Here is a 13,986-nt window from a genome sequence, read left to right as displayed (position 1 = left end):
CAAACTCTATGTCAGATTCCTGTCCCTAAACCAAACTTCATCAGGTTTTATGTCGATGTTTTCCATCAGGTTAACCAGTTCTATTGGGTCTACTGAAGCAAGTACAAGTTTGCGGTTGGCGGGTTTAAGGTAGCGTTGCTCTACCATTACATCCATCTGCTTTAATAGCATATCATAAAAGCCATTAATATTCAAGATCCCTACCGGATGATTGTGCAAGCCTAATTGCAGCCAGGTAAGCACTTCAAAGAATTCTTCGAGTGTGCCAAATCCCCCGGGAAGCATGATGATACCATCGCAAAGGTCGTTCATTAACTGTTTACGCTGATGCATGTTCTCTACAATGCGTAATTCGGTAATACCCTTGTGGCCAACTTCTTTATCCATCAAAAACTGAGGGATAATACCAATTACTTTACCGCCACGGCTCATTACAGCATCGGCTAACAAACCCATTACGCCAACATTGCCACCACCATAAACCAGGGTAATATCTTTGCTTACTATCACATCAGCAAGTAATTCAACAGCTTGTTTTAACAGAGGGTCGCCGTTAAAGTTGGCGCCACAGAATACGCAGATGCTTCGCATTTTTAATTAGTGATTTGGTGAATTAGCGATTTAGTGAATAATGAAGAGTGCTAAATCACTAATTCAATAACTCACTAAATCACTAATTGAAATTATCTTGTATAATTCGGAGCTTCTTTTGTAATGGTAATATCGTGCGGATGGCTTTCGCGCATACCGGCAGCGGTGATACGTACAAACTTTGCTTTTTGCAGATCTTCTATGTTAGCAGCACCGCAGTAATGCATACCGGCACGTAAACCGCCAATGTACTGGTAAACCACTTCGGCCATGTTGCCTTTAAACGGCACGCGACCAACAATACCTTCGGGAACCAGTTTGGTTACCACATCGGTTTCGTCCTGGAAGTAGCGGTCTTTCGAACCCTTAGCCATAGCCTCAATAGAACCCATACCACGGTACGATTTAAATTTACGGCCTTCGTATATAATGGTTTCGCCCGGTGCTTCTTCCACACCTGCAAACAGCGAGCCTGCCATAATGGTGCTTGCACCGGCGGCTATCGCTTTCACAATATCACCGGTTTGTTTGATACCGCCATCGGCAATAACCGGGATACCAGTTCCTTCAAGTGCTTTGGCACATTCGTAAACCGCATATAGCTGTGGTACACCCACCCCCGCTATGATACGTGTTGTACAGATAGAACCTGGGCCAATACCCACTTTAACCGCATCAGCGCCTGCGTCGGCAAGCGCCCTGGCAGCATCGGCAGTGGCAATGTTACCCGCTATCACCTGCAGATCAGGATAAAGCTGTTTAACGGCTTTTACCATATCAATAACCCCTTTTGAGTGACCGTGGGCGGTGTCAACCGTTATAACGTCAACCCCGGCATTATAAAGGGCCGTAACGCGGTCTATATTATCAGCAGCAACACCAACGGCGGCACCTACGCGCAGGCGGCCAAATTCGTCTTTACAGGCGTTAGGGAAGTTTTTAACTTTTTGAATATCCTTGTATGTAATTAAACCTACCAGTATACCATCCTTATTTACAACGGGTAGTTTTTCTATTTTATTGGCTTGCAGTATGGCAGCAGCATCTAAAAGGTTTGTGCCTTGTGGTGCTACTATCAGGTTTGTTTTGGTCATTACTTCGCTAACCTTAACGGTAAGGTCTTTCTGGAAACGCAGATCGCGGTTAGTGATAATGCCTTTAAGCTTGTGCTCGGCATCTATAACCGGGATACCACCGATACTGTTCTCGCGCATAATGTTAACCGCGTCAGACAATAAGGCATCTTCCAGCAAAGTAACAGGATCCTGGATCATGCCACTTTCCGAACGTTTAACTTTACGTACTTCGTCGGCTTGTTGCTGTATGGTCATGTTTTTGTGCAGCATACCAATACCACCTGCCTGGGCAATGGCAATAGCCAAACCGGCTTCGGTTACGGTATCCATAGCGGCCGAAATGATCGGGATGTTTAAACGGATCTTTTTTGTTAAAAAAGTGCTCGTGTTAACTTCGCGCGGTAATACTTCTGAATAAGCGGGGAGTAATAGTACGTCGTCATAGGTTAATCCTTCGGCGACAAATTTGGATGGGTCTAACTGCATAGCAAATAATTATTTGGAGTTATTATTTGCCGGGCAAAGCTAACAAAATTTATGGAATTAGGAAAGCCCAATCTCGAATTGATGATAAGGTGACAATTGCTTGATTTTAGCTTTACATTATTAAATCCTATTTGGGTTAACTAACGGCGCTAAAACAAAAAACCGTTGGCTTTAGCCAACGGCAATTATTTTTTCATCTGCACATCTGCATATTCGCAAATCTGCACATCTATTAGTACTTCCCTACAATAACTTTATAAAAATTATCAAAATCAAAATACTTATTGGCTAACGCCTTTAGTTCTTCGGCGGTGATATTTTTTACGGTTTGGGTATAACGTTCGTAATAATCATAATCTAAACCGGCAAAGTGCAGGTTTTTGAATTTATCGGCATGCGAAAGCACATTCTCCAGGCTACCCAAAAGCGAGCCCAGCATAAAGTTGCGCACCAGCGATAGTTCTTCCTCCGGGATAAGCTCATCCTTTAAGAGATTTACTTCCTTCTCGATCTCCACTACGGCTGCTTTACAAACATCGGCACCAACTTCTGATGCGATAAAGAACGCGCCGGTTTGTTTGAATGACGACATCCCCGAACCTATACCATAAGTATAACCCTTATCCTCGCGGATGTTGGCCATTAACCGCGAACCAAAGTATCCCCCTAAAACAGTGTTTAAAACCTGCAGCCCGGGGAAATCCGGATGGGTGCGGTTTACAAACGGTGTACCTATGCGGATAGCAGATTGCAATGCATCGGCTTTTTCCAGGTAGATAAAACGCTCGGCAGATGGTTGTAATTCGGGCTGTGTGGTATCTGCCGGTGTGGTTACTTCGCCCCAAGCACCTTCAAATGTTTTGGTTACGGCTTCCAATATCTGCGGATCGGCTTTGCCTGCTATAATAATATTGCAATTGCCCGGCTGATACATTTGTTTATAATGTGTCAACAGGTCTTCCCTTCTCAGGGACTTGAAATCTTCAGGCTCGGCAGCAAGGCCATAAATGGTTTCGCCATATAAAGCCCTGTTAAATACACGGCGGGCAACAAAGTCATTCTTTTGCAGGCTTACCTGTAGTTTTTGCTGCTGATTGCGTACAAAAGTTTCCAATTCTTTCTCGGGGAAAATAGAATCGGTAAGAATGTCTTTTACAACCGGCAATGTGGCCTGCAAATGTTTTGTTAGCGTAAACAGTGTTACCTGCGAAAGATCGTAACTGTAATCAACCTGCAAAAAAGCGCCGTAGAAATCTACCTTATCGGCAATTTGCGCGGCGGTTAGATTGTGTGTACCCTCGGTAAGCATGGTGTTTACAGCCACGTTCAACAAAGGTTTTTTTGGGTCGAAACGCAGGTTGCTAAAGATCCATTCAATGCGTACAAGATCCAGATCGCCCGAGTTGAAAGTGAAGATATTACAGCCGTTTGCCAGCTTGGTACTTTCGGGATGGATCAGGTTTATATTTTCTACCCCATTAAATTGCGGGGGTGTTTTTCTATTTAAAATGCTCATGTTTAGTTTTATTGATGCATTATTCGCTAATCACTTCAACCGGTTCTTCAACTCCCTGTGCTAAATAAACAAGTGTTGAAGAGTTTTCTCTTTTGAAGATAGTATTAGCATGTGCCCTGATCTGTTCTGCTGTAACGGCTAAAAACCGGGCCGACTCGTGGTTAAAACCATCAGCATCGCCCATTAGTTCGTAAAAGGCCAGGTTCATGGCTTTATCCAAAAGCGACATCTCTGAGAACACCATGGTTGCTTCTGTTTTGTTTTTCACCTTGGTTAGTTCATCTGCAGGTACATCTTCATTTTTCAGTCGCTCCAATTCCTGCCAAAGCGCTTCTTCGGCCTGCTCTATGCTTATATTTTCCAACGGTTTCCCTTCCAGCACAAACATGCCTTTGTCCAGGCTGCCGGTTATATAAGCATGTACTTCACTAAATATGTGTTTTTCTTTTACCAGGTTGCGGTACAAACGCGATGAATTACCCCTTGAAAGAATATCAGACATCAGTTCAACCGGGTAATAACTTTCATCAACGCGCCCTTCCATCTGGAAAGCAATATATACATCGTTCAGCGGTACTTTTGCAGTAACGGTTTCGCGGCGTTCCTCTTTTTGAGGCTGCTCTTGCGGTAAATTACGCACATACTTTTCGCCAGCGGGTATCGATCCAAACCATTTTTCGGCCAGTACCTTTATGTCTTCGGTTTTAACATCACCGCCTACTACCATTATGGCGTTTTGCGGGTTATAATGTTTTTTAAAGAAGGCTTTTACGTCTTCGATCTTAGCATCCTCGATGTGTTTAATGGTTTTACCTATGGTTGCCCAACGATACGGGTGCTGCTTATAAACTATTGGCCTTAGTTTTAACCAAACATCGCCGTAAGGCTGGTTCAGATAGCGCTGTTTAAATTCCTCAATTACCACATTACGCTGCACCTCCAGGCTTTTCTCGCTAAAGGCAAGGTTAAGCATCCGGTCGCTTTCCAGCCAAAAAGCTGTTTCTATGTTGGCCGATGGAAGGGTGATATAATAGTTGGTAATATCGTTGCTGGTAAAAGCGTTATTTTCGCCCCCTACCCGTTGCAGCGGCCCATCATAATTAGGAATATTTGCCGACCCGCCAAACATAAGGTGCTCAAATAAATGAGCGAAGCCGGTTTGTTCGGGGTCTTCGTCGCGTGCGCCAACATCATAAAGAATGTTTAGCACGGCCATTGGGGTTGTATTATCTTCATGAACTATAACCCTAAGGCCATTGTTCAGCGTAAATCGATTGAATTTAACCATGTAATAACGATTATTTAACGGTAGGCAAATGTATAATTTTTACAAAGCCATAGTGTTTAAATGTTGTAAAGATTTGAAGGTATATAAATTACAGACAGTAATTATTGCAAAATGTTACAGGCAATTGAGCGGTTACTTTTCTTCGCGCCCATATAGTTTACGCAGTTTGTTCTTGGCCCTTTCCAGGGGTTTCTTTTGGGTTTTGGTGAGGTTTTTTCCGGCGCGATTGATATAAAAACTAAGCATAGACATGGCGCTTTGGAAAGGCGATCCCTTACGCCTGTGGCTTGTATCGGCCGAGTGTTTTAATGATTCGGCAATTTCTTCCGGATCTTTTGACTTAAAAACTTCCCTGTCCAAATCGAGCGCATCACTGGTTTCGGTTACTTTAGCCGACCACTTTTTCGCGCTTTTTTTCGCTTTATGTTTCACAGCCATAACACTATATCTTTTATTAATAAAAGAGGAGCTGCTGAAAAAAGTTTTTATAATTTTATATTCCTGATGGATGCGATACTTACCACCGACCAGCTTATTCAGCAATTAATGGTTGACCCTACAAAAGGGTTTATTGAACGCCTGTCTGTTAAATTAAGAGAACAAAACTTTGACCTGAACAGGCTAATAGATATTACATTTCACCCTGATACACAAGTTGGTTTTAGGGCCGCGTGGCTGCTGGATACTACTATTTTGGCCGAACCCGAACGGTATATTAATAACCTGGAATATTTTGTACAGCGAATGGGAAATGTTACCAATGCCAGCTGCAAAAGGCATTACACCCGCATTATGATGAACCTTACCATGCCGGATGCACCGGAAGGTATCAGATCAAGGTTAGCAGCTATAGATATGGAAGTTGTAGTTGAGCAGTGTTTCGACTGGCTGATAGATCCTAAAGTAAAAATAGCTGTTAAAGTATTTGCGGCCGATACCCTGTTTAATTTATGTGATCAATACGATTGGATAAAGGAAGAATTGGCTAACCAGGTACTATTCATGCTGCGCGACGGTGGCCCGGCCATACAATCAAGAGGAAAGAAATTGCTTGCAGCAATTAAAGGCTAAAGTAAAAGCCAAAACTCAAAAACAATGCCTGTCGCCAGCAAAGCTTTTGAATTTTGACTTTGTACTTGTGAATTACTGCGTCGGCCTATCACTACCGTGCAGGTTATTACTTACCTGATGGTGGTGCAATTTGGCTGCTATTGCCGATGAGCTATCATCGGCATAGGTACCGTAGGCGTTAACTAATATACCTTTTAAATTATACTTAGGTGAACTAATACCATAAACTATGGCCATATCATCCGGATTGCTTTGCCCCTCGAAACGGTAGAACTCGTCAATTTCGAAATCGTTGGCAGTCATATGTATGTTGTTCGATTTATCATCTATGGTGTCGCCTTCAAGGCTTAAATTTGCGGTATATCCTCTTTTCGTCAAATCGTTAGTGGCATCCACTAATGTTTCAAAATTTTTCATGGTAGTAGCGTTTATTTTGGTGTGATAATGATTATAATATAATAACCCAAAAACATGCCTGTTGTTTTAAATTGAATGATGATGTTTACAGTCAATTTTATTTATTTAATTTCAATATATAAGATATAATCATCATCTTTGATTACCTGAGCATCAGACAATTAAGTGTTTAAAATGGTGCATCTATCACAATTATGAAAAGATTTTTACTTCTAACCTTTATTGCGATATCTTTTATTGCTTGTAAAAAAGATAATGGCAATCCCCCCTCAACTGGTAAAAAATTATTATCCAAAGTGGTGGATTCTTACAACGGAATCACTACAGCGTATAGCTATAATGACAAAAATCAGCTGATTAAAGTTCATGAATCTTCTAAGTATACACCTCTTGTTCAAGATTTCGTTCTGGCATATAATGCTGACGGCACATTAAAAAGGCTGGAAAATGCAGGACAGTATTCATATGATTATCTTAATTTTAGCTATTCTAATGGTGTACCAACAGGAATTAACCGCATCTTTCCTTCAAACCCGGCAGTAAACAGCGCCATTGTATTAAAAACAAATGAGCCGGGTACTATAAGTGGAATGATCTATTCTTATGTAAATGGTAATGAATATGTTATCAATGACGTTGCATTTGAATATCTTAATGGCAATCTTGTAAAGTCTACTTCAAAGGATTTAGGGGAGTTTTCTTCGGGATCCGTTTATGAGTATGGAGATAAAAAAAGCCCGTATCTATATAGCGGTGACATGTTTAATATGTTTAATGCGTTTTATATGTTTACCAGGTCGATGATGCCATTAGCCAATAAAAATGAAATAATAAAAGAGACACATATGGATTTTTCTGAAACAACCACTTATGTTTATAGCTACACATACGATAGTGACGGCTATCCTACTAAGGCAAACGTAGAAAGCACGTATATTAAGCAGAATGTTCCCGAGATACAATCCGGCACAATTGAATACACTTATATAAATGCTAAATAGCCATCGGGCCCGGATATTTCGTTAAAGCTTGCTACAACGTTACTCCAATTAAAGTATTACAAAAAGAGCGGCCCAAAAGGCCGCTCTTTTTATGAATATATCCTAACATCAAATTATTCACTTGCATTCATAAATACGAAGTTGTTATCAAACATATCCAGCTTTATCTTACTGTCTCTATCTACCTTACCGGCCAATATTTGCTTTGATAGCTCGTTCAGTATTTTCTTTTGGATAACACGTTTTAAAGGCCTTGCACCAAATTGCGGGTCGTAACCCAATTGTGCCAGCCAGTCTAAAGCCTCATCAGATGCTTCGATGGTTACACCCATTTCGGCAAGGGTTTGCTGTACCTGCTTAAATTGCAGTTTCACAATATCGGTTATCTCGTCCCTGCTAAGCGGAGTAAACATAATGATCTCGTCAATCCTGTTCAAAAACTCGGGGCGTATGGTTGCCCGCAGCAAGGTAAACAGGTCGTTCTTTGTTTTGGCGATAACTTCCTCGCGGTTATTATCATCCAAATCCTGGAAGTTATCCTGGATAATATTAGAACCGATATTAGATGTCATGATGATGATGGTATTCTTAAAGTTTACCACCCGGCCTTTGTTATCGGTTAAGTGGCCATCATCTAATACCTGCAACAGGATGTTAAATACATCAGGGTGCGCTTTTTCTATCTCGTCCAGCAATACTACACTGTAAGGTTTGCGGCGCACGGCTTCAGTCAGCTGTCCACCTTCATCGTAACCCACATATCCCGGGGGCGCACCTATCAGCCTTGAAACCGAATGACGTTCCTGGTATTCGCTCATATCAATACGCACCAACGAGTTTTCATCGTTGAACAAGTATTCGGCAAGGGCTTTGGCCAGCTCGGTTTTACCCACACCGGTAGTCCCCAAAAATATGAACGAACCTATGGGTTTGCGTTTATCCTGCAAGCCGGCACGGCTACGGCGGATAGCATCGCTTATCGCTTCAATAGCTTCCTCCTGCCCTGCTACACGTTTGTGGAGCTCATCTTCCAGGTTAAGCAACTTTTCGCGTTCGCTTTGTATCATTTTACTAACCGGGATACCTGTCCAGCGGCTTACTACACCTGCAATATCATCAGCGGTAACTTCCTCTTTCAGCATACGGCTATCCTGTTGGTTTTCCAGCAAGGCAGCTTTCAGCTTATCAACCTGCTGCTGGGCTTCCACTATAGTTCCGTAGCGTAACTCGGCTACCTTGCCATAATCACCGGCACGTTCGGCCTGTTCGGCTTCCTGTTTGTAATTCTCTATCTGTTCAACCTTTTGGTTAATGCCATCAACCAGGTCTTTTTCGCCCTGCCATTTGGCACGTAATGAATCGCGCTCGGCAGATAGGTTGGCAATTTCTTCACTCAGTTCTTTAACCTTGTGGTCGTCTTTTTCACGCTTAATGGCTTCGCGCTCAATTTCAAGCTGCATAATGCGGCGTTCCAGTTCATCAACCGCTTCCGGTACCGAATCCATCTCTAAACGCAGCTTAGAGGCCGCTTCATCCATTAAATCGATAGCCTTATCGGGCAAGAAACGGTCAGATATATAGCGTTGCGACATTTCAACAGCGGCAATAATAGCTTCATCCTTGATACGTACCTTATGGTGCGTTTCGTAGCGTTCTTTCAATCCACGCAAAATAGAAATGGCATCGGCAGTATCCGGCTCATCCACCATCACCTTCTGAAAACGGCGTTCAAGCGCTTTATCTTTCTCTACATATTTCTGATACTCGTTAAGCGTTGTCGCGCCAATGGCACGTAGCTCGCCACGGGCAAGGGCAGGTTTCAGAATGTTTGCCGCATCCATAGCGCCCTCGCCACCGCCTGCACCAACAAGGGTGTGGATCTCATCAATAAACAGAACGATCTCGCCATCGCTTTGGATAACCTCTTTGATAACGGCTTTTAAGCGCTCTTCAAACTCGCCTTTGTATTTGGCGCCTGCAATCAGCGCGCCCATATCAAGTGAATAAACGGTTTTGGTTTTCAGGCTTTCGGGCACATCGCCTTTTATAATACGGAAAGCGATACCTTCGGCAATAGCGGTTTTACCCACACCGGGTTCACCAACCAGTATAGGGTTATTTTTAGTACGGCGCGATAGGATCTGTATCACACGGCGGATCTCTTCATCACGGCCTATAACCGGGTCAAGCTTGCCGCTTTCGGCATACTCATTTAGGTTACGGGCATATTTGTTTAGCGCGTTGTAAGTAGCTTCGGCATTTTGGTTGGTTACCTTGCTATCGCCACGCAGGCTAATAATGGCCTTTTTCAGATCTTTTTCGTTAACGCCGGCATCCTTCAACATGCCGGAAATTTTGTCCCCGGCTGATAATATGCCTAATAATATATGCTCAACAGATACAAATTCGTCCTTAAATTCTTTTAAATAAGAGTTTGCCTTCTGCAAGGCTGCATTTACGCTTGATGACAAATAAACCTCGCTCCCGCTAACTTTTGGGAAGGATGATATTTGCGCGTCGAGCGTTTCGTTAAGTCGGTTAACGTTAACGTTTAGTTTTTTTAACAGGTAGGTAATAACGTTCTCGTCAACCAGTAATAAACCTTTCAATAAATGCGCGGTCTCGATAGCTTGCTGCTGATTACCGATCGCAATTTCGGATGCCTTTTGTACAGCTTCCTGGGCTTTTATGGTAAAGTTGTTAAAATTCATAGTGCCCAAATAGCCTCAAAACAATTGCCACATTTCGTTTTATGAACAAATGGCATTCATTTTTTTTCTTTACCGACATTTTGTCAAAAAGTTTACATTAGTTCAGCTACATCCCATTGAAATTGCAGTATTTTTAGCTGACCTAAACATTGAATATTTTACAGCTTATTATAAAAAGTAATTTGGAAACTCATTTCTTCACAAAACTCTCTCCTAAATACAGCACAGCTTATCGTAATTATTATACTTATCAGAATTTGATAAGCGTTCGTACGGCAAGTTTTATATTTCTTACCTTAAGTATAATTATCCGGATACTTTACCATATTTTCCCCGAAAGTTTGACCAAAGCGCAGAACTTCCCCGAGTTTAACCGTGTTAACTGGGTATTTATTATTGTAACACCACTGTTTTATTTAATAAGTCATTTACTGGTGCTGCATATGCGTAAAACCAGGTGGGCTACCGCGGGTATGGCTTTATTTGTTTTTGTGTTTTCCCTGTATCTTATAGGCTGCGGCATGTACTCCAGCTTTATATCCACATCCGACCCCAGTAACGCCCTTACCTTATACCTTGTTGCTTTAAGTATTGTGAGCGTGCTGTTTGTGTTTGAGTATCACGAGACGCTTATATTGCTTGTTAGTGTAGAAATAATGTTTACCATGATGCTTTTTCATGCGCAGGTAAGCGCTACCGAAATGACGTATAACCAAATGATCTCGGCCATATTGCTTGCCGGATTCTATTTAACATCCAGATACTTTTTCTCTTACAAGGCCAGTTATTACGGGCAGATAGTAGAGATCCGCCATAAGAACCAGGAAATTGAAAAGGCTAACAATTTTAAAAACCAGGTACTGGGTACCGTAGCGCACGACTTACGTAACCCAATTGCCGCTGTTGAATCATTAGCGATGCTGATGGAACTGGAGGATATTGACGAGGATACCCAGGATAGTTTAAGTATGATGCGCGAATCGTGTGTGAAGGCACGTACTATTATTGACGACCTGCTTGATGCTGCCCGTTACGATAACAGCACTAATTTTGACACCCATAAAACCGAGCTTAACGGCATTCTACAGGGCATTATAGACACCTGGAATATACAAAAGGGCGGCAAAAATAATGTGGTGTTTATAAGTGATATTAAAACCGTCTACGCGCAAATTAACCCCGAAAAATTCCCGAGGGTTATTGATAACCTGATCAGTAACGCGTTAAAATTTTCAAAGGAAACCGATAAGGTGGAACTACACCTTAAGCGCGAAAAGAATAAGATAATTGTTCAGGTGAAAGACCAGGGTGTAGGTATTCCTAATGAGCTGATACCAAAACTTTTTGAGCGCTTCTCCGGCGTCGGTCGTACCGGGCTAAAGGGTGAGCAATCTACCGGGATAGGTTTGAGCATTGTTAAGGATATTGTAGAAAGCCACGATGGCAAAATAAGCGTTCACAGCGTAGAAGGCAAGGGTAGCACATTCACAATTATATTGCCCGTGGCCGCCTGATTAAAGGCTTAATTTATTTAAAAAGGAACATGCACGATTGCATTTAAAAGCCATGTCATTTCGAACGAGGTACGAGGAGAAATCTTTTACAACAAACAGGGCTGCTTGCATGTCCGGATGCAAAGTGTAAAAGATTTCTCCTCACTCCATTTCACACCCCGCCCCTCTGTTCGTTCGAAATGACAGGTTGTGATAAGACTAAAGCTTTCTTACTTCTGAAACTCCGGCTTCAACTCCGCTTTCATTGCCTTGCGAAACTTCATTACTTTGGGTTGCGATACACTGCTGATGTAGGGGTTATCGCCATGGGTACGGTAATAGCCCTGGTGATAGTTCTCGGCTGCATAAAAGGCTGTGAATGGTACCACTTGCGTAACAATGGGGTTGCTGTAGTGCCTGGTATCGTTCACTTTTTTAATGGTGTTTATCAAGGTGTTCTTCTCGGCATCGTTACGGTAAAAAGCTATCGAACGGTAATCGGTACCCACATCAGGACCCTGACGGTTAAGTGTTGTTGGATCATGCGCGAAAAAGAAAGCCTCGGCCAACGTAGCAAAGCTGATCACTTTGGGGTTATAGTAAACCTGGGTAACCTCGGCATGGTTGGTGTTCTGGCTGCTTACGTCCTCATAGCTTGGGTTTTTAGTTTTACCGCCCGCATAACCCGATACCACTTTGCTAACGCCCTGTAATTCACTCAGGGCCTCGCTCATGCTCCAGAAACAGCCACCACCAAATGTGGCCACGGCCTCGCCTGCTGCAGGCTTTGGCACCGGTGCAAAAGCGTTACGGCTTTTGGTTTGCCCGTTGGCACAGCCGGTAAAAATTAGTATGGTTGCAAAATATAACAGAATGCGTTTCATAATTGTATCAATTTATTTAATACAATTTACGCAAAGTATGGTGAGACGGATTGGCCGTTTAGTCATGTGTGGGTAAGTTTACTCACCCGGTCTTTGCGTCGCTCGACCACCCCCTCTGCTTCGCAAAGAGGGGTTTAATATATTTTCACCTTCTTTCCGCTTGCGGAGAGAGGGTCGCCAGCGCAGCGTAGCGGGGGTGAGTTAACCGGAAGCAGGTAGTGGTTTCCTCTAATACCTGCCGTACTTATATTTTATTTGCCTCAGAATCTGGTCAACGCCATTGGTTTTTATTTCATATACGGTGTTCAGCATCATACCCAGCTTACCCGGCGGGAAACCTTTTTTATACATCCACTCCAGGTAACTTACCGGTATATCACAAATCAGGGTGTCTTTATGCTTGCCAAAGGGCATGCGGGTATTTACAATATCAATTAAGATCTGGGGATCGGGTACTATGTTTTCCACGGTGTAAATGTAGAATAATATTGGCTTAAGCCCATATCTTACCCGCCTTACGTACCAATAAAAAACTTAGCAGGGTGGCCGTAATGGCAATAGCGGCATTCCGTTTCAGGGTGCCTTTATAGGGTGGTATATAACGTACGCCGTTTTCATCGGAGATGGCGCCATGCCCAACATATCGCCCGCTTTCGGGCACTGCAATACGCTCAAACCTGTTTGCCAGCAGGTTAAGCGGGGTAGATAGCTCCTTGCCCCGCATAACAATACCATGCCCGGTTGCCGCAATACGTGGTTGCAATGCGGCAAGTTTTCGTACCGATTTTGCCGCGGCTATCCAGTCGGTAGTAATATACCGTGGCGGGCCGCTCACCTTTTTCCGGTAGGTAAACATATAAAAAGCCGATTCGGCCTGCGTGGTGGTAAATGCATCGCCGGCTATCAGCGTGGTATTCAACGGCAGATACAGCGAAATATGCCCCGGCGTATGCCCGGGTGTATGAATTACCTTCCATTCCGGCAGTTCAGGAATGCCGTCCAACAAATCAATCTCGCGGATGTTCCTCCGAATATTTATAGGTTTTGTTGGCCAGATCCACGATATTAAACTCATAAAACCCCCACCCACTTCCGGGTCGGCAGGCGGATAGGACGATTTTCCGGTTAAATAAGGTAGCTCAAGCTTATGGGCGTAAACGGGTACGTTCCAGTATTTCAGCAGTTCGGGCAGCGAACCTGCGTGGTCAAAATGGCCATGGGTAAGTACTATAGCGCTCGGCCTTGTACCAGGGCCAAACAATGCTTCGGCCATAGCAATTATTTTTTTAGCAGAACCCTTTAGCCCGGTATCAACCAAAACCCAGCCTTTGCCAATACCACGGCGGTTGGCAATCATGTACACGTTCACAACCAAAAGCCGCATACCCCATACACCCTGTGCCACCTGGAAATATTTCATATTCATTATTTAAGTAAAATTTAATTGGTTGT

At 43.1% G+C, this 13,986-nt stretch carries 13 protein-coding genes; 3 read left to right on the top strand and 10 right to left on the bottom strand.

Translation table 11 applies throughout. The features are described 5' to 3' along the window. Positions 1-6: 6 nt before the first annotated feature. From NPE20_RS02025 to NPE20_RS02005, 5 genes are all read right to left on the bottom strand, one after another. Positions 7-591, bottom strand: coding sequence for an LOG family protein (locus NPE20_RS02025; protein WP_256536924.1), 585 nt, complete (start codon positions 589-591; stop codon positions 7-9). A gap of 92 nt (positions 592-683) precedes the next feature. Beyond that, on the bottom strand, positions 684-2,153 hold the full coding sequence (gene guaB / locus NPE20_RS02020) for an IMP dehydrogenase (RefSeq protein WP_256536923.1): 1,470 nt from the start codon (positions 2,151-2,153) through the stop codon (positions 684-686). A 232-nt stretch (positions 2,154-2,385) separates the two neighbouring features. Then, positions 2,386-3,669: a M16 family metallopeptidase gene (locus tag NPE20_RS02015; protein WP_290427155.1), complete on the bottom strand. Its 1,284-nt coding sequence runs from the start codon at positions 3,667-3,669 to the stop codon at positions 2,386-2,388. 19 nt (positions 3,670-3,688) lie between these two features. Then, complete coding sequence (locus NPE20_RS02010; RefSeq protein WP_256536922.1) at positions 3,689-4,957, bottom strand: M16 family metallopeptidase; 1,269 nt, start codon at positions 4,955-4,957, stop codon at positions 3,689-3,691. A 132-nt stretch (positions 4,958-5,089) separates the two neighbouring features. Beyond that, positions 5,090-5,395, bottom strand: coding sequence for a DUF3175 domain-containing protein (locus NPE20_RS02005; protein ID WP_256536920.1), 306 nt, complete (start codon positions 5,393-5,395; stop codon positions 5,090-5,092). A 66-nt stretch (positions 5,396-5,461) separates the two neighbouring features. On the opposite strand from NPE20_RS02005, the gene NPE20_RS02000 reads away from it, so the two are divergent. Continuing rightward, the gene (locus NPE20_RS02000) at positions 5,462-6,028 is read left to right on the top strand and encodes a HEAT-like fold family protein (protein ID WP_256536919.1); all 567 of its coding nucleotides are present in this window, start codon (positions 5,462-5,464) and stop codon (positions 6,026-6,028) included. 72 nt (positions 6,029-6,100) lie between these two features. Here the strand turns inward: NPE20_RS02000 and NPE20_RS01995 are convergent, their stop codons facing one another. Next, entirely contained in the window at positions 6,101-6,445 is a 345-nt protein-coding gene (locus tag NPE20_RS01995; RefSeq protein ID WP_256536918.1) for a phosphoribosylpyrophosphate synthetase, read from the bottom strand. Between the two features lie 194 nt (positions 6,446-6,639). Here NPE20_RS01995 and NPE20_RS01990 point away from each other — a divergent pair, with 194 nt between their 5' ends. Beyond that, on the top strand, positions 6,640-7,446 hold the full coding sequence (locus NPE20_RS01990) for a hypothetical protein (protein WP_256536917.1): 807 nt from the start codon (positions 6,640-6,642) through the stop codon (positions 7,444-7,446). A 113-nt stretch (positions 7,447-7,559) separates the two neighbouring features. Here the strand turns inward: NPE20_RS01990 and clpB are convergent, their stop codons facing one another. Beyond that, entirely contained in the window at positions 7,560-10,157 is a 2,598-nt protein-coding gene (clpB, locus tag NPE20_RS01985; RefSeq protein WP_256536916.1) for an ATP-dependent chaperone ClpB, read from the bottom strand. 182 nt (positions 10,158-10,339) lie between these two features. On the opposite strand from clpB, the gene NPE20_RS01980 reads away from it, so the two are divergent. Further along, positions 10,340-11,671 (top strand): ATP-binding protein, encoded by a 1,332-nt coding sequence (locus NPE20_RS01980; protein ID WP_256536915.1) that lies wholly within the window; start codon positions 10,340-10,342, stop codon positions 11,669-11,671. 209 nt (positions 11,672-11,880) lie between these two features. Here NPE20_RS01980 and msrA read toward each other — a convergent pair whose 3' ends face one another. The 3 genes from msrA to NPE20_RS01965 form a co-directional block, all read right to left on the bottom strand. Beyond that, entirely contained in the window at positions 11,881-12,534 is a 654-nt protein-coding gene (gene msrA / locus NPE20_RS01975; RefSeq protein WP_256536914.1) for a peptide-methionine (S)-S-oxide reductase MsrA, read from the bottom strand. 228 nt (positions 12,535-12,762) lie between these two features. After that, entirely contained in the window at positions 12,763-13,002 is a 240-nt protein-coding gene (locus tag NPE20_RS01970) for a DUF3820 family protein (protein WP_256536913.1), read from the bottom strand. A gap of 25 nt (positions 13,003-13,027) precedes the next feature. Beyond that, positions 13,028-13,954 carry an MBL fold metallo-hydrolase gene (locus NPE20_RS01965; RefSeq protein WP_256536912.1) on the bottom strand — a complete coding sequence of 309 codons (927 nt, stop codon included), beginning with the start codon at positions 13,952-13,954 and terminating at the stop codon, positions 13,028-13,030. Between the last annotated feature and the right edge of the window lie 32 nt (positions 13,955-13,986).

Origin of the sequence: Mucilaginibacter aquariorum (genome assembly GCF_024498135.1) — a bacterium.
In the GTDB taxonomy this organism is placed as follows: Bacteria; Bacteroidota; Bacteroidia; order Sphingobacteriales; family Sphingobacteriaceae; genus Mucilaginibacter; species Mucilaginibacter aquariorum.
This window is presented reverse-complemented; position numbering and strand designations above follow the sequence as displayed.

What these genes read in the sequence shown, in the direction of transcription:
- NPE20_RS02025 (WP_256536924.1), bottom strand. Translation starts at nt 591, where the DNA reads ATGCGAAGCATCTGCGTATTCTGTGGCGCCAACTTTAACGGCGACCCT.
- guaB (WP_256536923.1), bottom strand. Translation starts at nt 2,153, where the DNA reads ATGCAGTTAGACCCATCCAAATTTGTCGCCGAAGGATTAACCTATGAC.
- NPE20_RS02015 (WP_290427155.1), bottom strand. Translation starts at nt 3,669, where the DNA reads ATGAGCATTTTAAATAGAAAAACACCCCCGCAATTTAATGGGGTAGAA.
- NPE20_RS02010 (WP_256536922.1), bottom strand. Translation starts at nt 4,957, where the DNA reads ATGGTTAAATTCAATCGATTTACGCTGAACAATGGCCTTAGGGTTATA.
- NPE20_RS02005 (WP_256536920.1), bottom strand. Translation starts at nt 5,395, where the DNA reads ATGGCTGTGAAACATAAAGCGAAAAAAAGCGCGAAAAAGTGGTCGGCT.
- NPE20_RS02000 (WP_256536919.1), top strand. Translation starts at nt 5,462, where the DNA reads ATGGATGCGATACTTACCACCGACCAGCTTATTCAGCAATTAATGGTT.
- NPE20_RS01995 (WP_256536918.1), bottom strand. Translation starts at nt 6,445, where the DNA reads ATGAAAAATTTTGAAACATTAGTGGATGCCACTAACGATTTGACGAAA.
- NPE20_RS01990 (WP_256536917.1), top strand. Translation starts at nt 6,640, where the DNA reads ATGAAAAGATTTTTACTTCTAACCTTTATTGCGATATCTTTTATTGCT.
- clpB (WP_256536916.1), bottom strand. Translation starts at nt 10,157, where the DNA reads ATGAATTTTAACAACTTTACCATAAAAGCCCAGGAAGCTGTACAAAAG.
- msrA (WP_256536914.1), bottom strand. Translation starts at nt 12,534, where the DNA reads ATGAAACGCATTCTGTTATATTTTGCAACCATACTAATTTTTACCGGC.
- NPE20_RS01965 (WP_256536912.1), bottom strand. Translation starts at nt 13,954, where the DNA reads ATGAAATATTTCCAGGTGGCACAGGGTGTATGGGGTATGCGGCTTTTG.